This window comes from Longimicrobiaceae bacterium, assembly GCA_035936415.1.
Classification (GTDB): Bacteria; Gemmatimonadota; Gemmatimonadetes; order Longimicrobiales; family Longimicrobiaceae; genus JAFAYN01.
In genome coordinates, this window is record DASYWD010000147.1 from 1 (window position 1) to 16643 (window position 16643).

The window sequence follows — 16643 nt, forward strand, 5'->3', positions numbered from 1 at the left end:
ACATGAAGGGCAGGACTCCCGAGCAGGTCTTCCTTGCTGGCCTGCCCCAACCCTCCACCCCGACCGCCGAGGAGGTGCCTGAGGCTGCTTGATCTACTCCCCGGCGGGGGCAACTGTCAGGGGAACACCATCACTGTACAGTCCCCGCACACCCCAGAGCATCGCGATGGACTACGAGCTGACCGAGGAGGCGGATGTCGAGTCAATTCAGGCGGCGGTCCGGCGCGGCATCCGCGGTGCCGACCCGCCGGACGTGGGGTCGCGCGACTACCGCCCGCTCGCCCTCGCGCTCCGCGCGCCAGACGGCGCTCTCCTGGGCGGACTGTACGGCGCGACCACGTGGGGGTGGCTCCTGGTCGACGGCCTCTGGGTCGCCGAGGAGCTACGCGGCCGAGGCCTCGGGCGGCGCCTGCTGCTGGCCGCTGAGGCGGCGGCAGTCGAGCGTGGATGTCGCGGCGCGTGGCTGGGGACGTTCGACTTCCAGGCGCGCGGGTTTTACGAGCGGCTGGGCTACACCGTGTTCGCCGAGCTCCCCGACTTCCCGCCCGGGCATACGCACTATCACCTCCGGAAGACCTTCGCATCACCAGCGTAGGCACCTTGTGCGGCACCGGGCGAGCGGCGAGTTTCTCACGCGCCGCAGACACTTGCGGTCACTGCCCTCCGCGCCCGAGCTCGAGTGCGTTAAGGCGTGCGCTCGGTCGGCGCTCTTGCCATTCCTCCACGACGGATTACCTTTCGGCGTACAATTGTACGCAAGCAAGGAGTCCGCGTGGAACTGGTAATCGACACCTCCGCGCTCATCGCGGTCATCGCCAACGAGCCAGAGAAACCCGCTCTCGTGGAACAGACCACCGGGGCGGTGCTCCTGGCCCCCTCCTCTGTCCACTGGGAGATCGGCAACGCCTTCTCGGCCATGCTCAAGCGCGACCGGATCACGCTGGCCCAGGCACAGAGCGCGCTCGCTATCTACCAGAAGATCCCGATCCGCTTCTTGGACGTGGAACTACAACAGGCGCTGACGCTCTCGGCCGAGTTGGGGATCTACGCCTATGACGCATATCTCATCGCGGCTGCCCAGAGCCAGCGGTGCGCGCTTCTTGCGCTGGATCGGGGACTCATCCACGCGGCCAGGCAGGCCGGCATTTCTGTAGTGGAGGTGGGCTCATGAAGGTCTACACGTATTCGGAGGCACGGCAGAACTTCGCATCCGTGCTGGAGCAGGCGCGCAAGGAGGGCGCGGTGCGAATCCGTCGCAGGGACGGGGAGAGCTTCGTCCTCAAGCCGGAGGCATCCACCGGCTCTCCTCTGGACGTCGATGGCATCGACCTCGACGTCACTACCGACGAGATCGTTGCTTTCGTACGCGAGGGCCGCAGGGAGGTTCGCTGACTCCCCACCCGCCCGCCTGAGGATTGCGTTGCAGGAGACGTGCGGCCGGCGACGCTTTCACGCCTGGGGACCGGATCGCCAGTTGCCGCGTCTGGACAGTGCGGTTCGGTCGCACGCGCCTGAGTTCAAGGGGCGTTAAGCGACTGCCCGGGAGGATTCTTGCCGCGTGCCCACTTGCGCGCGACCTCCTCCGTGCGCAGATACCTGCCGTAGTCGTGACCACACACGGGTCGGGGTCGTCTCCGTGTGGATCTCAGGCTCTGGCTTCTTCGCGTCTCTGGCCGGGCATCTCCACCCTCGCCTCTCTCGCATGTCGAATCCAAGCTCCACCTCGAGGAGCGGTCCCGCTCAGCCAATCACGCGCCGGGCTGCCGTCGGGCTTAGCGTGGCCGCGTTGCTGATGCCGCTTCGCGTTTTCGCACAGGGCATCGCCGAGGGTCCTTCGTCCATGTTCTCCGATCCGGGCGTAAAGCACCCGACTCCGCGGCCTGGAATTACCGCCTCTGCCGTTCTGAAGCCCAGCCGGGTACCGAAACGATCGCGGGAAGCTTACGAGGCGGCCAGGGCTGTGCCGGAGGTACTCGATGGGCTCTACTGCCATTGCAATTGTGCGGAGCATCGGGGCATGCGCTCTCTCCTCAGCTGCTTCGAGACGGAGATGCCTCTGACCTGCGGGATCTGTAAAGGGGAGGCCCGGCTCGCCTACCGTCTCTCCCGGGAGGGCAAGACCCTCGCTCAGATCCGTGCGGCTGTGGATGAGGCGTATGGACCCAAGCCATCCCATGCCGCCTAACTACGCGCGGTGTGCAACGCTTTTTCAGGGGGTGAGGAGCTGAGCGAGGCGTAGATCGTGCGCAGCCGTGGTTCTCCTGTGGCTGTTGATCACCCCTTCGACGCGACTGGCACTACTCTCCTCTAGACCCGCTGGTTTTTGGCGTGCAGCCGCGTCGCCTACCTTGGCGTCGCAGCGGGCATGCGGCGCCACACACCTGTCCCTCGGCGGCATTGCAGCAGCGCCGCATCTCGCTGAACTTTGTCCCACCACCACTGTCGAGGATCCATTGGAGAATCCGAACATCCACGAGATCCGCCGGCACCGGGAACTCCACGGGGGCGGGCTCAAGGAAGCGAAGCGGCACGTGGAGAGAATGCAGGCTGCGGCGCACAATGCCGCGACCGAGCTCCCGCGCCGCGGCTTCCTTGAGCGCACCCCGGCCGGGGATGCATGGCGCCGCTCCATGGGGCGCCTCCTCGGCACCGCCATGTTGCTGGGGCTGGCCGGATATCTCTTCTATCTCTGCTTCCTGATCGGGCCTCCGAGCCTCGGGGCCATCCGCGAGGGCGGCGAGTCCCGCTCGTGGCCCAGCGCCGAAGGCGTGGTCACCCGCTCGGAGTTCCGGGCTGACACCACCTGGAGTTCGGGCCGCCACGGCCAATCCAGGAACATCCGCCGCTACTGGGCCATTCGGTACGACTACTCGGTGGGCGTGCAACGCTATTCTGCGCGACGGGTGAAGATCGGCAAGGACATGGAGTCGATTTTCGGCGAGAAGGCACAGGCCGTGGTGGACCGCTACCCTGTCGGTGCCCGGGTGACCGTGCGCTACCGCCCCGGGAGCCCTGAAGTTGCGACGCTCCAGGCGGGGGTGGACGACAACGCGTTCCTCGCGCTTGGCTTTGCTGCTCTGTTCTTCTCCTGCGGCGTATGGATTCTCTACGTGTTGCGCCCCGGCGGGCCGATCAACTGATGCGAACGTTCCTGACCGCCCTGCGCGCGCTCCTCGGCCCGCTCGTGCCTTGAGCGCCGGTCGCACTCCGGCGTAATCACGTTCGCCTGCACGCGCCTGAACTTGAGGGCGTTCGGCTGTACCGGTTCCCTGCTGGTCTACCTTCTCCTGATGAGGCCTGATGATCCGATTACTCCTTACAAGCATCGCCGTTCTCTCAATTGTGGCTCCCGCAGCCGCTCAGCAGTCCACGGAGGCGCTAGTCGGTGCACGGGTACGCTTCGCGGTGCCTCAATATGTCAACGGTGCCATGATAAGCGGAACCCAGCGGCCCTCAGCAGGCACACTCGTCGGCATCGACGGTTCCTGGGTCACGGTTCGCCTGAAGAGTGACGGGACCCTGCTTTCCGCTCCTTTCAGCGGGATCAAGCGCTTCGACGTCAGTCGCGGGACGATCTCCCCCGCTGAGGGTAGGCGGCGCGGGCTGCGAACCGGCGCCCTCGTGGGCGCTGGCGTGACGACGGCAGCGTACGGACTCGGCTATCTCATGTACTTTGTGGCCAACAAGCTGGAGGAAGGTACTTGCCCCCTCGAGAGTCTGGCTTGTGAGCGCCTGAATGGATCAGGTTTACCCTACGCAGGACCGGTGATCATCGGCGGCACGATTGGTGGTGCCGTGCTAGGTCTCACCCTTGGTGCACGAGAGCAGGAGCGGTGGGAGGCAGTAAGTCTTCGCTCCTTAGGTCCGGGTACGACCCAGAATCATCCCGTCCTCTCCGTGTCGCTGGGTCTCTGATAGGAAGTCTCCATCGTTCGCGGTGACACAGACCTGCGGGGATCGTCAGTGGAGTGTGCAGGCGTGTGGTGACCTCAGGGTTGGACGCTGCTTTCCGCGCCGATTCAGGGCGTGCAGACTCAGAAACCCTCACCGGCCAATTTTTCCCATGCTTTCTCACCGCATCCGAGCGTCGGCCGTAGTGGCTCTCTCACTCGTCCTGGCCGGTTGCTCCGAGCAGGTCCGGCTCTCGACCGGGGACGGTAAGGTCGCGCTGAGCTACGCGTGTGACCGCCCCTCATCGCAGGCACAAACGCCGGCCGCGCAGCAGCTGCTCAAAGAGTACGCGGCGCTGATCGGCCAGGACGCCCGCATTCACGACCGCATTCCCCGCCTGGATCCGCTCCTTTCTGCATACGCCGCCGAGGACTTTGCTGCGCTGGAGGAGCAGGTCGTCGCGTACCTGTGCGAGTTCGGCGATGTCCGTGCAGCGGTGCGCGCGGCGGAGCGGCCGCCCGTGTTCCCGGAGACCGGAAGCGCAGCCCTGCCCTTCGAATTGCCCCTCCTGAGCCTTCAACGAGGTGCAGGCACGCCGTTCGTCTCCTCCACGGCGCGCTTCCGCCTGGAGGAACAGCGCGGGAAGGTCGTCGTGCTGAACTTCTGGGCCACGCGGTGCCACCCGTGCCTCGAGAAGCACCCCGAGCTCGTCGAGCTGGCCGAGCGGTACAGGGATCGGGGCGTGCTCATCTACGGGATCGTCCACAGGGAGTCGCCTGCGACGGCGGCGCAGTGGCTTCGGGAGAACGGGGGCGAGAGCGAGTACCGGATGCTCGTCGATTCAGATGGTGCGGTGGGCCGCCTCTACCGCGTGCAGGGAATCCCGCGCACGTTCATCATCGGTTCGGATGGCCGGATCGCCCAGGCGACCTGGGGCCACTTCTCTGGGCTGGAGGAGGCGATCCAGACGCTCCTCCGCGAGCCCGCCTGACGGTTGCGCTGCAGGCGACATGCAGTCGGCGACCCTTTCAGCGCCTGGTGCCCTGAGCGTCGGCCGCACTCCCGGCGCAAGTTCACGTTCGGCTGCACGCGCCTGAACTTGAGGGCGTTCGACCACGCCATGCTCCAGCCGGGCACAGCGATTGCGCCCGGCTGCAACTTCGTCCCGGGGTGTCCACGTCTCTGGAGATGACTCATGCGGGCAGTGGTTTGCGGCCTCGCGTTCGCCCTCGCTATCGCTGGGTGTAAGCCGGAGCGCCAGCCTGTTCCGATCCGACAGGTGCCCGACGCGCAACCGGCGACCGCCGATGCATCGTCGCCCGACCGGAGCGTGGCAGTTACTTTCGACGATCTCCCTGGCGCGATTGCGGGCGGCCCGCCCGTGTTGCGCTCGGTCACGGACCGGCTGCTTGGCCACATCCAAACCGCAGGCGTTCCAGCGATAGGGTTCGTCAACGAGGAGAAGCTAGCGAGACCAGGCGAGGAGGCCGAGCGCACTGCGCTGCTGGAGCGATGGCTCGAGGCCGGGATGGAGTTGGGGAACCACACGTACTCGCACCCATCCCTCTATCATACACCTCTGGCGGAGTATCAGTCAGACGTGCTGCGGGGCGAGAGGGTCACCCGAGGGCTACTTGCCGAGCGCGGCATGCGCCCGCCGCGCTACTTCCGGCACCCGTTCCTGAATACCGGACCCGACCTGGAGACCAAGGAGGCGTTCGAGCGCTTCCTGGCTGAGCACGGTTACATCGTGGCCCCGGTTACGATCGACAACGACGATTGGCTCTACGCGGCGGCCTACACCGAGGCAGCCGCCCGGAGCGACAGCACACTGATGCGCCGGATTGGTGAAGATTACGTGCGCTACATGGGCGAGACGTTCGACTTTCATGAGCGTCTTTCGCAAGAACTGCTGGAGCGCGAACCGGCGCAGGTGCTTCTACTGCACGCGAATCTGCTCAACGCTGATTACTTCGACGAACTCGCGGCCATGATGCGCGAGCGCGGCTACCGCTTCGTCTCATTACAGGAAGCTCTGAAGGATCCGGTGTATCAGTTGAGCGACCGCTACACAGGCCCGAAGGGCATATCGTGGCTCCAGCGTTGGGCTATTACTCAGGGTAAGGAGGAGGGCGAGCCACCTTCCGTGCCGCAGTGGGTGCGCGCAATTGCCCAGCGTTGAAGCTGGCCCAACGAGGGCGATTCAGGCGACATGCAGCCGGCGGGCCTTCACCGCCGGGTGCCCTGAGCGCCGGTCGCACTTCAGCGTAAGTTCACGCTCGGCTGCCCGCACCTGAACTGGAGGGCGTAAGGCCGCTCCCCTGGACAGTCTGAGCGAGATGACACCTGACGAAGAACTGGATGTCGCCCGCGTCTGGCTTCGGTATGCGACCGATGGGCGAGCAGAAGATTTCTGGGCCTGGGACCGCCTGGCTACGCTCGTCGTCGACCAGCCGGAGCAAGCCTGGCCGATCCTGCTGCGCATCATTGCGGACGCCCCTGAGGATCAGCTCGGCAACGTCGGCGCTGGGCCGCTGGAGAACCTGCTGAGCGAGCATGCCACGGCGCTGGGGGAGCGCGTCGAGGAACAGGCGCGCCGCAGCTCGCGATTTCGCAGCGCGCTGTCGTCGGTGTGGCTGTCGCATGGGGAGGTCCCACCCCCACTGCAGGAAAGACTGCAGCACCTCACCGGCGGAAGGATCCGTATCCCCGGCAGTCAGCCATGAGTATCTCCGCGCCCCAACGAGTAACGAGAGCGCTGCAGGCCACATGCGGCCAGAGATGTTTTCACGCCTGGTTGCTGGAGCGCCAGTCGCCGTGCCCCGGAATTGCAGTTCGGCCGCCCGCTCCTGAACTTGAGGGAGTCACCCGGGATTCGCACAACGCTTGTCAGGAGGTGAGCCCGGAGCTCTGCCCGCGGTGTGTGGATCATCTTCGGCACAGGCGGGAGTCAGGCGTGTAACCCCGCATCATTTCGGCTGGGTGCCCATGTTCCAGGTCCGGCTCGCCACACCCGCGGATCTGCCCGCCCTCCGTGAGCTGATTCCCGCCTCTGTACGCGCATTGAGCCAGGCGCACTACAGCGCCGCCCAGATCGAGAGCGCCGTCCGGTACGTCTTCGGACCCGACACCCAGCTCGTCGCGGACGGCACCTACTACGTCGCTCAGGCTGAGGGCGAGCTGGTGGGCTGTGGCGGCTGGAGCTATCGCCGCACGCTCTACGGCGGCGACCAGATGAAATCGGACGAGGACCCGCGGCTCGATCCGGCCACCGAGGCGGCACGCATCCGCGCGTTCTTCGTGCATCCGGCCTGGGCCCGCCGTGGAGTCGGTTCCGCCATCCTGGAGGCGTGCTTCAGCGCCGCGCGTGAGGCGGGGTTCCGGCGTCTGGAGCTGATGGCAACCCTACCGGGAGTGCCTCTGTACCGCAGGTTCGGCTTCGAGGCCGCCGAGGCCGTGGAGACGCTCCTGCCCGACGGAGTGCCGGTCCCGTTCGTGCGAATGGTGCGCAGTTCCATCGCTCTGCCCAGGCCACCCGCGTAGAGCGGCTTGCGTGCGGGTGGGTGGCCTCGCCGCGCCGGGCGTCGAGTATCCGCCGGGACTCCTCCCTCGCGCACCGCTCCAGGCGCCCTCTCTGTCACTCCAGCTCGCGACATGACCGATGTCGCCGCTCAAATGCGGAGTTGAAGCCCTGTTGGCCGCGGCATCGCAGTCCCCTTACGTGATCACAGGAATGTCTACGATATGGTGGGGAAACAACAACAACCCCCACCCGGTCGGAGTGCAGCAAGTGCCGGATCCGGACCCGGCCAGCAACAACGCGCAGGGGTTGTTCGCGGATCCCTGTCCAGTATGCAGCGTGAATGAAACCTACATCATGATGCATGTCGGCCAGGCCAGGCGGGCACGCCGGGGCGCCCGATTCGCGATGGAGGCGCCGTTCTAGCGAACATGCAGCCGGCGGTCGTTTCACCGACGGGTGCCTTGAGCGTCAGTCGCACTCCGGCGTGAGTTCACGCTCGGCTGCACGCGCCTGAGCTTGAGGGCGTTGGGCGGGTTCCGTCGGGAACGAAGAGCCTCCGGGGAGCCGATGCTCCCGGGAGGCTCCTCGTTCGGGCCAGACCTCGTCACTCGAAGCTTGAAAAACTCTCGTATGATCCGTCCGGGTACCAGATCTCGTGGAAGCTCGATGCGGGGCCGCCACAGACGCTTGCCTGTCCGCTCACCTGGGCGGTGGCACCGCTGCTGCCCTCCTCGGGGCTCGCCTCGCTGACCCACTGCTTCCCACAGTACGTGGTGGTCACCCTCACACGCGCACCCATTCCCGACGCTGTCCAGGCAGAGATGTTGTCGTAGTGCCCGTAGGTGCACGTGTAGCCGCCTGGCTGGTTGTACGGATCCTCCGGCGGGGTGCAGGATTCGGTATAACCGCCGTAGTTCCGAACAGTACCACCGGCTCCCAGCCCGGAGGGCGAGTAGACCGAGGCCTTGGTCGGCTTACCGGATGGGGCGAGCGGTGATTGTGTGGCGTCGCAGGCGACGAGCGAAAGCGCGAGGAGACCTGGTACCAGCGGAATTGCCCACGTGCGAACCATGAGACCTCCGAGCAGGGTTGGAGAGAAGCGACATCCCGATGGCCCAAGGGATATAGTTTACGCGAGAAATTGTCAAGCTGATCCGCGGGGGCGGCCACGCTAGCGCGGCGCACGGGGAAGATGCAGAAGAAGCCACGCTCTCAGGTCGGACGCTCCGGGGCGGTGAGCCCCTGGTGGAAGTCGGGGACGCTTGGTAGCACTTCTCCTCATGGATCCTGTGGGTTGCCTGCTCGTCGCGCCTGGAGCGGCCTCGGGATCTTCCCCATCATCCTGGCCGCGTTCTACATTGCTCGCGGGCGGGGCCACAGGAGCAAGTAGCCTCCCGCGCTGCCTGGCAGATCGTTGCAGGCGACACACGGCCGGCGATAGCTTCAGGTACAGCAGTATCGAGGGGTTCACTGGTTTCGGCCTGCTTCCGTGCCGGCCCTGGGCACCTGAGCTCAGCGTCGTGAGGCGGCTCGCACCACATCCAATTGCGCCCACATGAGCCAGAAGGACGCATTCTGACGTGCCATTGCTTCGACCACGGGGCGACAGCGTGGAACCCGCCGATACTCCTCCGCGTGCAGATCTAGCGCGAGCCGGACTCCCGGCATCTGGAGACGGACCGTGCCCGAACTGCGGCTCCCCCGACCTGCGGCGCTACTGCCCGGATTGCGGCCAGGCGGCACCGGGTCCCGCCGACTATTCCCTCCGGGCCTACGTGGCAGACCTCGTGAGTCAGATCACGAGCACCGACGGGAAAACTGCCCGGACGCTGTGGGCGCTCGTCGCGCGACCCGGCACCCTCTCGGCCGACCACCTGGCCGGGCGGCGGGCCCGGTACATGGGTCCGCTGCAGCTTTTCCTGCTGGTGAACCTGCTTCTCTTCGTCGCTGCACCTCAGGTGCCGTTGTTCTCCTACAGCCTGGAGAAGTACCTTCGCTACGCACCCCCATCACCCACGTTCGTCGATCGGCTCGTCGAGCGCGTCGTGCCGGGTGGGCACACGCATGATCCCGACGCGGGAGGCGCCGCCTTCGAGACCTACGCGAAGGCCTTCGATGCCCGGGTCGAAGCGCAGCGCAAGAGCCTCGTGATTCTGTTCGTTCCAGCTCTCGCCCTGGTTCTCCAGGTGCTGTTCGCGCCGCGCCGCGCCGTTCCCGGAGTACCTCGGCGCTACGGCGAGCATCTTGTCTTTGCACTCCACTCCCTCGCGTTCGTGTGGCTCATGCTCGCTGGTGTGGGCGGGATTGGAAGGTTGGCAGACGGGACGCTGACTCTGAGCAGGCCCGGTGATGCAGGTCTCTTCGCCCTGTTCCTGTTCCTGCTGCTGTGGGCTCCTGTCTACCTGCTCCGGGCCGTACGCCGCGTATACCAGCTGTCCTGGCCCTGGGCCGCAGCTGCCACCGTTGCTGCAGCCGCAGCATTCGTCGGGCTTCTCCTCCTGTACCGGGGCCTGCTGTTCTTCACGACCTACTACACCCTCTGAGTCGTCGCTGCTCACCCCTGGCTGGCCAATGCTCAGGTCCTGTGATTCGATGAAACGCGCTGTCGCGCTGTTCGCGGTGCTGATCTGTCTGCACGTCGTCTCGACCTCGTCTGCCTGGGGGCAGCATGCACCCCCCGGCCGAAGCTGGAGGCCGGGGAGGACGTGAACGACTGGGAGGCTTACTACGCCCACGGGTCGAAGTTGCTGCGAACCCGTCCGAGCCGGGCGGAGGCTGCGTTCTACTGGGCGTCCCGCCTGAATCCCGAACGCTCGGAGCCCCTGTACGCACAGTGGGTGGCGTTCTGGCTCCGCGATTACAAGCGCTGGGAGCGCTACCTGGCAAAGTCGCCAGCGGTGCTCGAATCACCACAGGTCCGAGCCGCGGACTCCCTCCGCTGGCGCGCGCTCGCACACAACCCGTTCGTACATCAGGGCCTCGAAATCCTGCTCTACGACCGGATTCCTGGCAGCTGGAAGCAGGATGCCCTTACGAAGGGGTGGATCGCCTACAGTGCAACCGACTTCCCGCGTTCAATCGACCTGTTCGGACGTGTGATCCGCCATCATCCGAGTCACTTCGTTCGCGCCCGCTATCTCCGTGCGCAGGCATTCGTGGCATTGCAGCACTTCGACAGTGCACAGGCCGAGCTTCACCGGATGAAGGAGGAGCTGCAGCGCAGGGAGGAGGTCGCACTGGTTCGGTACTACGAATCGAAGGAGCTCCTGGAGTACGCGACCGGCGTCCTTCACGCGATTCAGAACCGGGACTCGGATGCACGGGAGGCGCTGTCGAGAGCTCTCATGGAAGATCTCACCTTCTATCCGGCGCACGTCGTCATGGGATTCATCGCCCATGCAAGATCCGACTTCAGCGCGGCAGCCGAGCATTATCGGAATGCATTGGAGCTGGCACCTGAACACGGAGCGCTCAACTATCGCTATGGTATCACGCTCGCCAGGCTCGGAAGAACTCCGGAGGCCGTCGACGCATTCCGCAAGGCCGCGCGAGCAGAGCCTTTTTTCGCCGACGTACGATTCGAGCTGGCACAGGTCCTGGATGCTGCGGGAGACCGGGCGGGTGCGGTGCAGGCCTACTCGGAATATCTGCGTATGGCACCGAGATCCGCCACCGAGCGGATCGATGTCGCTCGCACCCGCAAAGGGGTCCTGGGTGAGAGTTGAGGCTCGATGGGAGCGCAGAGGCCTGACCCGGCGCACGCTCTCTCTCCAACCCCCGTGCACTCTTCCATGCTGATCGCGCTCACGCATGCCGTCCCGCCGAGCATCACCCACTGCGAGCTCACGCACCTGGGCCGTGAGGCCATCGACGTCGCGCGTGCGACCGAACAGCACCACCGCTACGAGGAGGCGCTCCGTGAGCTCGGCTGCACGGTCGAGCGGCTGCCTCCCACGCCCGACCTGCCGGATTCCGTGTTCGTGGAAGACACGGCCGTGGTCCTTCCGGAGCTCGCCATCATCGCCCGGCCCGGCGCCGAGTCGCGCCGCGCGGAAGTCGCTGCGGTCGCGGAAGCGCTTCGGCCGTATCGCACTCTTGCCTGCATCGAATCGCCGGGTACCCTGGACGGAGGGGACGTGCTGTGCGTGGGCTCCCGCGTCTATGTCGGAGAATCGGATCGGACCAACGCTGAAGGAATCCGGCAACTCGGAGACGTCGTGTCCGCCTTCGGGTACGTGGTTCAACCCGTCACCCTCTCCGGTTGTCTGCACCTGAAAACCGCGGTCACTCAGGTCGCCCGGAACACGCTGCTCCTGAACCCGGACTGGATCGATGTCGGCGTGTTCGACGGGCTCGATCGCATCGAGGTGCACCCGGCAGAACCGTTCGCGGCGAATGCGCTGCGGGTTGGAGCGGTACTGCTCCATCCGGCCGCGTTTCCGCGGACCCGGCAGCGCCTGGAGAAGCGGGGCTTCGCCGTACGCACGGTGGAAGCAGACGAGCTGGCCAAGGCAGAGGCGGGTCTGACGTGCTGCAGCATCCTGGTTCCGGTGTGATCCCGCGCTGAGTCCCACGCCCATGGCGCACCTTCGGACAGCGGCGCTAGCTTTCAGCTCCGTTCCGTTGTGCGGCCCCGGTACCTTCGCCGTTGCTGGCCATGCCGAGCCCGTTCGAGAGCGCGCAGTTGAATCTCCAGCTCTACGACCTCCGACGCGAGCCCGTGCTGCGCGAGGCCCGCGGCTGGTTCACCCGGGACTTCAATCCGGAGAGCTTCGCAGAGCTCGTCACCCTCGCCAGCGGCGACCGGAACGCGGCGTTCCGGATGGTGCTCGGCTACTGGGACATGGCAGCCTCCCTGGTCACGACTGGCGCCATCGACGGCGAGGCGTTCCGCGCGGCACACGGCGAGATCTTCGTCACGTTCAGTAAGATCCACCCCTTTCTCGCGGAGCTGCGCGCAGCGAGCGGCGAACCCGAGTTCTGCCGGCACATGGAGGCCGTGGTGCTGGCCGCTCCGGATGCGGAGGCCGTCCTTGCCCGCCGGCGTGAGGCAGCACGCGCGGCGGCGGTGGCGGATCGGTCGGGGGCAATGGCACCGACGCGCGCCTAGACTGACGAATGCGCCGTAGGCGAGATGCGTCCGGCGGCCTCTGTACCGGCTGGTGCCGTGAGCGCCAGTCGCAGTACGCGTAAGCTCCTCCTTCGTCCCCGCGCGCCTGAAAATGAGGCGCTCTGCGGCGGATCCTTCCATTGATCGGAGCATGAGGAACACCGCGAGATGGATCACGGTCGTCGCATTCGCCGTGCTGTCGGCAGGATGCCGCGATACTGCAGGTCCAAGGGTGAGTGGCCTCGCCCCCGAGAGAGCGGCTGCACTGGACGGGGACTGGACGTTCAGTGTGTTCGACCTCCAGAGCGGCGAGGTGACATGCTGGATGGAAGGCGGATTTCTCGCGCTCAAGCCGCTCTCGTCAGGCCAGCTCACAGCGGAGGTCGACTGGCAGGCCTTCAGCCGTCGTTTCTCCCCGGAGCAGGCGATCCAGGGACGCCGCTATCCCGGCGTGCACTACTGCGAGTCCCGGGAGCACGGCAGCGGCGCGTTAAAAGGCAATCTCTGGCATAGCCCATACTTCCCGCACGAGCTGACCGGCACCTCAACGCGCGACAGCGTCTACCTGAGCGGGTCTCTGAGCAAGCCTGCGAGGCGAGTCACGTTGCGCGGCTTCCGGCAGGGCGACCACATCGCCGGTGAAATCGAGATCAGCACCTCGTCCGAGGAGGGGCAGAGATGGCGCGGCCGCTTTGCCGCCACGAAGGGACCACCCGTCCGGGAAGAGGAACGGCACTGGTGGAAGTTTCCAGCACCCTTCATCGTGAGCCCCCGCTGATCCGGCTGCGGCTCTTCGGCAACGCCGAACGCGACGTGCCGGCGGGATGACGCACGGCGTTTGCATCCCGCGGCCGAGCGGCTCAGAGCATGCTGGCGTTCCAATGGAGGAAACAATGACCTTTCTGCGTCGGCTCCGTGGGATCGCGAGCACGGCTCTCCTCTGGGCAGCCACATGGGGCATCGTCGGTACCGCCGCGTATGCCGTTCTCGGGGTCCGCTGGACCCTGGACGCGGGTCGGCCGCTGTCGGTCGGCGAGATCGCGCCCTACGCGCTCACCGGAACCGTGTTCTTCGCGGTGTACGGCCTGTTGGGCGGCGCGTCCTTCGCGGGAGTGCTCCTGCTGGTGGAGCGCCGCGGCATCCAGAGCCTCACCTTTCCGCGGATCGCGGCCTGGGGCGGGCTGGGAGGAATCGGCGTGCTGCTGGTGAACCTCGTCCTGGTCTACCTAGGGGAGGGTGTCGTGCTCGACGACACACTCTCGGCGCTGCTCGTCATGGGTCTGCTCGGCGCCGGCTGTGCGGCCGGATCGCTCGCCCTCGCACGCCGGGCGCCCGGGCCCGAGAGAGCCCAGGCATGTCCGATGCTCCCTCCGCGCCGACGGCTCGATCGGTAAGCCGCACTCCGCCGCTGGTCCGCGGCGGCCCAGCAAGGGCGCTGGTCCGCGCCCGGAGCGGCGGAGGCTTCCGGAGAAAGCGCGCGCCACCGGGATCCTTGCCGTGCCCGCGGTGCCGACGATATCCTTCTTCTCTCCCCGACGCACGCCTCGCGTCCTTCGCCGTCCCTTCCCATCGCTCACCAGGAGACCTCCCATGCGGTGGCACGCCCTCGCCCTCCCCCTCCTCCTGACCGCCTGCGCCACCGCCCCGTCCGGTGCGCCCATGACCAAAACCACCACCTCGGCGCCGACGCGCGGCGTGGACGGCGGAGCGTACACCTTCGACGTCAACTCGCAGAACCGCCCCAGCGCGTTGCGGGTGCCCGCCTCGGTGGACCGGGCATGGGCGGAGCTCCCGTCGGTGTACGAGGAGCTGGGACTCGGCGGCGGCGTCCTGGATCCGGCCACGCACCTCTACGGCCAGCGCGGCATCGTCGTCCGCCGCCGGCTCGCGGGCAATCCGGTGTCGCAGTACCTGGACTGCGGCTCCGCGGTACCGGGCGTATACAACGCCAACACGTACGCCGTCTCGCTGTCCGTGGTCAGCCAGCTGAAGCCGCGCTCGGACGGGTTCTCGGAGCTGACGACGCAGGTCGAGGCGAGCGCGCAGCCGGCGAGCACCGGCGGCGGCGCGCAGCTGGTGCGCTGCGCTTCCAACGGCACGCTGGAGCGCAGGCTCCAGACCCTCCTCTCCAGCCGCCTGAACGGCTGAGGCCGGGGCGTGCGCAGTCCAGCCGCCTGCAGGTCGTGTGCGGCTCCGCTCCTTCCACCCTCCCCAGGAGGTACCGTGCTCCGCTCTCTGGCCTTCGCCGTCCTGGCGCTCTCCGCCTGCGCGCCCGCGTCCCCCGAGCTGTCCCCGGGGACGCGGGACAGCACCCTCCTCGTGAACGACGGGACGGTCAACATCCGCACCTCCGAGAGGTCGGTGGCCGTGGACGTGCCGCTTGCCGCGGAGCAGGCCTGGGCCGCTCTCCCGGCGGCGTACGAGGCGCTGGGGCTGCGCGGCGGCGGGCCGGCGGGGGAGCGGCTCTTCGGGGTGCCGCGGATGGAGGCGTCGCGCGCGCTGAACGGCGTCCGCCTGTCGCGCTATCTCGACTGCGGGGCCACCGTCTCCGTTCCCAACGCGGACAGCTACGCCGTGACCCTCCAGGTCTCCACGCGCCTCACGCCCGTCACCGGGAGCTCCACGCGCGTGGAGACGCTGGTGCAGGGCACGGCGAGGCCGCGCGACACATCGGGGAACCCGGTCGCATGCACGAGCACGGGTGCGCTGGAGCGCCAGATCGCGGAGAAGCTCCGGCCGGCCGGCCCGTAGGGCGGACCACCTTGCCGACGGCCGGGGCGAAGTCCTAGCTTCGCCGGTGCCGGGCGGCTCCGAGCCGGAGGCCGCGGCGTTCCGTACCCCGTTCCGAGATCCTCCCATGCGCGTCCTCCGCCCGCTGCTTCTCCTGGTGCTGCTGCTGTCCCAGGCCGGGTGCTTCGGCTACCGGCTCGTCCGTCCCGAAGAGATCGACCTCCCCTCGTACGAGCCGCGGAACGTGCCGATCCCGGCCGAGTGCGACGCGCTGATCCGGCGGGCCGGCACCAGCGACCCGAACCGGATCACCGAGGCCGAGGGACGCGCGCTCTCCTTCTGCCAGAACCAGCAGATCATCCGGGCCCAGGAGGAGGAGGCCGCCGCGCGGAAGCTGGAGGCCCACGCCCAGGCCGCGAACTTCGCGCTGCAGATCGCGACCGTCGCGATCGGCGCGCTCATCGCGATCCTCGCCTGGGCCTTCTGAGCGGCCGGCGCCCGACTTCCACCTCCGGAGCCCCATGAGCGAGCACGTTCTGGTCGAGACCCGCGGTCCGGTGCTGCACCTCCGCCTGAACCGTCCCGAGAAGAAGAACGCGCTGACGGTGGAGATGTACGCGGCGATGGCCGACGCGCTCGCCGCCGCCGAGGACGACCCCGCCGTCCGCGCGGTCCTCCTCTCCGCCGAGGGTGACGCCTTCACCGGCGGGAACGACCTCGCCGACTTCCTGCAGCGCCCCCCGACGGACGACAGCAGCCCCGTGCTGCGCTTCCTGCACGCGCTGATCGGCGCCTCCAAGCCGCTCGTGGCCGCGGTGAACGGGCTCGCCGTGGGGATCGGGACGACGCTGCTCCTCCACTGCGACCTGGTGTACGCGGGGCGGAGCGCCCGCTTCCACCTTCCCTTCGTCAGCCTGGGGCTGGTCCCGGAGGCGGGCTCCAGCCTGCTGGTGCCGCAGCGGGTGGGGCAGGCGCGCGCCGCGGAGCTGCTGCTGCTGGGCGAGCCCTTCGACGCGGAGCGGGCGCTGGAGATGGGGATCGTGAGCGCGGTCTTCCCGGACGCGGATCTGGCCGAGAAGGCGGAGGAGCGGGCGCTCCGGCTCGCGGCGCAGCCCCCCGCCGCCGTGCGCGCCACCCGGGCGCTCCTCCGCCGGGCGGACCGGGCGGCGCTGCAGGACCAGATGCGCGAGGAGTCGGCGCTCTTCCTGGAGCGGCTGCGCTCCCCGGAAGCGCGCGAGGCGATGCAGGCGTTCCTGGAGCGCCGGCAGCCGGACTTCTCCCGCTTCCACTGAGCCGGGGGACGGGGGATGCGGCCGCAGGTGTGGCCGGCGTGGGAGGCGTTCCACGCCGCGTCGGAGGCGAGGCGGACGGACCTGCACGACCCCGCCC

Annotated in this window: 19 protein-coding genes; 18 read left to right on the forward strand and 1 reads right to left on the reverse strand. The window is 67.5% G+C overall.

The genetic code is table 11. The features are described from left to right. Positions 1-166 precede the first annotated feature (166 nt). The 8 genes from VGR37_05720 (at position 167) to VGR37_05755 (ending at position 7434) form a co-directional block, all read left to right on the forward strand. A complete protein-coding gene (locus VGR37_05720; GenBank protein HEV2146876.1) occupies positions 167-595 on the forward strand; it encodes a GNAT family N-acetyltransferase in 429 nt (142 codons plus the stop codon). Positions 596-772: 177 nt separating this feature from the next. Further along, complete coding sequence (locus VGR37_05725) at positions 773-1171, forward strand: type II toxin-antitoxin system VapC family toxin (protein HEV2146877.1); 399 nt, start codon at positions 773-775, stop codon at positions 1169-1171. After that, positions 1168-1392 carry a type II toxin-antitoxin system Phd/YefM family antitoxin gene (locus VGR37_05730; protein HEV2146878.1) on the forward strand — a complete coding sequence of 75 codons (225 nt, stop codon included), beginning with the start codon at positions 1168-1170 and terminating at the stop codon, positions 1390-1392. Before VGR37_05725 ends, VGR37_05730 begins: the two co-directional genes overlap by 4 nt. 1061 nt (positions 1393-2453) lie before the next feature. Then, entirely contained in the window at positions 2454-3140 is a 687-nt protein-coding gene (locus tag VGR37_05735) for a DUF3592 domain-containing protein (GenBank protein ID HEV2146879.1), read from the forward strand. Between the two features lie 923 nt (positions 3141-4063). Then, entirely contained in the window at positions 4064-4882 is an 819-nt protein-coding gene (locus VGR37_05740) for a TlpA disulfide reductase family protein (GenBank protein HEV2146880.1), read from the forward strand. Between the two features lie 288 nt (positions 4883-5170). Next, positions 5171-6073, forward strand: coding sequence for a polysaccharide deacetylase family protein (locus VGR37_05745; protein HEV2146881.1), 903 nt, complete (start codon positions 5171-5173; stop codon positions 6071-6073). A gap of 157 nt (positions 6074-6230) precedes the next feature. After that, complete coding sequence (locus tag VGR37_05750; GenBank protein HEV2146882.1) at positions 6231-6617, forward strand: hypothetical protein; 387 nt, start codon at positions 6231-6233, stop codon at positions 6615-6617. 262 nt (positions 6618-6879) lie between these two features. Further along, positions 6880-7434 carry a GNAT family N-acetyltransferase gene (locus VGR37_05755; GenBank protein HEV2146883.1) on the forward strand — a complete coding sequence of 185 codons (555 nt, stop codon included), beginning with the start codon at positions 6880-6882 and terminating at the stop codon, positions 7432-7434. Positions 7435-8018: 584 nt separating this feature from the next. On the opposite strand, the gene VGR37_05760 is transcribed toward VGR37_05755, so the two are convergent. Next, on the reverse strand, positions 8019-8486 hold the full coding sequence (locus tag VGR37_05760; GenBank protein HEV2146884.1) for a hypothetical protein: 468 nt from the start codon (positions 8484-8486) through the stop codon (positions 8019-8021). 715 nt (positions 8487-9201) lie between these two features. On the opposite strand from VGR37_05760, the gene VGR37_05765 reads away from it, so the two are divergent. The 10 genes from VGR37_05765 (at position 9202) to VGR37_05810 (ending at position 16546) form a co-directional block, all read left to right on the forward strand. Beyond that, positions 9202-9957 (forward strand): DUF3667 domain-containing protein, encoded by a 756-nt coding sequence (locus VGR37_05765; protein HEV2146885.1) that lies wholly within the window; start codon positions 9202-9204, stop codon positions 9955-9957. Between the two features lie 162 nt (positions 9958-10119). Beyond that, entirely contained in the window at positions 10120-11139 is a 1020-nt protein-coding gene (locus VGR37_05770; GenBank protein HEV2146886.1) for a tetratricopeptide repeat protein, read from the forward strand. Positions 11140-11205: 66 nt separating this feature from the next. Beyond that, positions 11206-11970 (forward strand): N(G),N(G)-dimethylarginine dimethylaminohydrolase, encoded by a 765-nt coding sequence (locus VGR37_05775; GenBank protein ID HEV2146887.1) that lies wholly within the window; start codon positions 11206-11208, stop codon positions 11968-11970. A gap of 101 nt (positions 11971-12071) precedes the next feature. After that, positions 12072-12524, forward strand: a complete 453-nt coding sequence (locus VGR37_05780) for a hypothetical protein (protein ID HEV2146888.1) — start codon at positions 12072-12074, stop codon at positions 12522-12524. Between the two features lie 289 nt (positions 12525-12813). Beyond that, a complete protein-coding gene (locus VGR37_05785; GenBank protein HEV2146889.1) occupies positions 12814-13302 on the forward strand; it encodes a hypothetical protein in 489 nt (162 codons plus the stop codon). A gap of 115 nt (positions 13303-13417) precedes the next feature. Continuing rightward, positions 13418-13918, forward strand: a complete 501-nt coding sequence (locus tag VGR37_05790) for a hypothetical protein (protein ID HEV2146890.1) — start codon at positions 13418-13420, stop codon at positions 13916-13918. A 196-nt stretch (positions 13919-14114) separates the two neighbouring features. Then, positions 14115-14672: a hypothetical protein gene (locus VGR37_05795; protein ID HEV2146891.1), complete on the forward strand. Its 558-nt coding sequence runs from the start codon at positions 14115-14117 to the stop codon at positions 14670-14672. A gap of 75 nt (positions 14673-14747) precedes the next feature. Continuing rightward, positions 14748-15275, forward strand: coding sequence for a hypothetical protein (locus tag VGR37_05800; protein HEV2146892.1), 528 nt, complete (start codon positions 14748-14750; stop codon positions 15273-15275). A gap of 106 nt (positions 15276-15381) precedes the next feature. After that, a complete protein-coding gene (locus VGR37_05805; GenBank protein ID HEV2146893.1) occupies positions 15382-15741 on the forward strand; it encodes a hypothetical protein in 360 nt (119 codons plus the stop codon). A 34-nt stretch (positions 15742-15775) separates the two neighbouring features. After that, positions 15776-16546, forward strand: coding sequence for an enoyl-CoA hydratase (locus tag VGR37_05810; protein HEV2146894.1), 771 nt, complete (start codon positions 15776-15778; stop codon positions 16544-16546). Positions 16547-16643 lie beyond the last annotated feature (97 nt).

Coding starts and splice junctions, on each gene's coding strand:
- VGR37_05720 (HEV2146876.1), top strand. CDS start 167: ATGGACTACGAGCTGACCGAGGAGGCGGATGTCGAGTCAATTCAGGCG.
- VGR37_05755 (HEV2146883.1), top strand. CDS start 6,880: ATGTTCCAGGTCCGGCTCGCCACACCCGCGGATCTGCCCGCCCTCCGT.
- VGR37_05795 (HEV2146891.1), top strand. CDS start 14,115: ATGCGGTGGCACGCCCTCGCCCTCCCCCTCCTCCTGACCGCCTGCGCC.
- VGR37_05810 (HEV2146894.1), top strand. CDS start 15,776: ATGAGCGAGCACGTTCTGGTCGAGACCCGCGGTCCGGTGCTGCACCTC.
- VGR37_05775 (HEV2146887.1), top strand. CDS start 11,206: ATGCTGATCGCGCTCACGCATGCCGTCCCGCCGAGCATCACCCACTGC.
- VGR37_05760 (HEV2146884.1), bottom strand. CDS start 8,486: ATGGTTCGCACGTGGGCAATTCCGCTGGTACCAGGTCTCCTCGCGCTT.
- VGR37_05780 (HEV2146888.1), top strand. CDS start 12,072: ATGCCGAGCCCGTTCGAGAGCGCGCAGTTGAATCTCCAGCTCTACGAC.
- VGR37_05740 (HEV2146880.1), top strand. CDS start 4,064: ATGCTTTCTCACCGCATCCGAGCGTCGGCCGTAGTGGCTCTCTCACTC.
- VGR37_05790 (HEV2146890.1), top strand. CDS start 13,418: ATGACCTTTCTGCGTCGGCTCCGTGGGATCGCGAGCACGGCTCTCCTC.
- VGR37_05750 (HEV2146882.1), top strand. CDS start 6,231: ATGACACCTGACGAAGAACTGGATGTCGCCCGCGTCTGGCTTCGGTAT.
- VGR37_05730 (HEV2146878.1), top strand. CDS start 1,168: ATGAAGGTCTACACGTATTCGGAGGCACGGCAGAACTTCGCATCCGTG.
- VGR37_05805 (HEV2146893.1), top strand. CDS start 15,382: ATGCGCGTCCTCCGCCCGCTGCTTCTCCTGGTGCTGCTGCTGTCCCAG.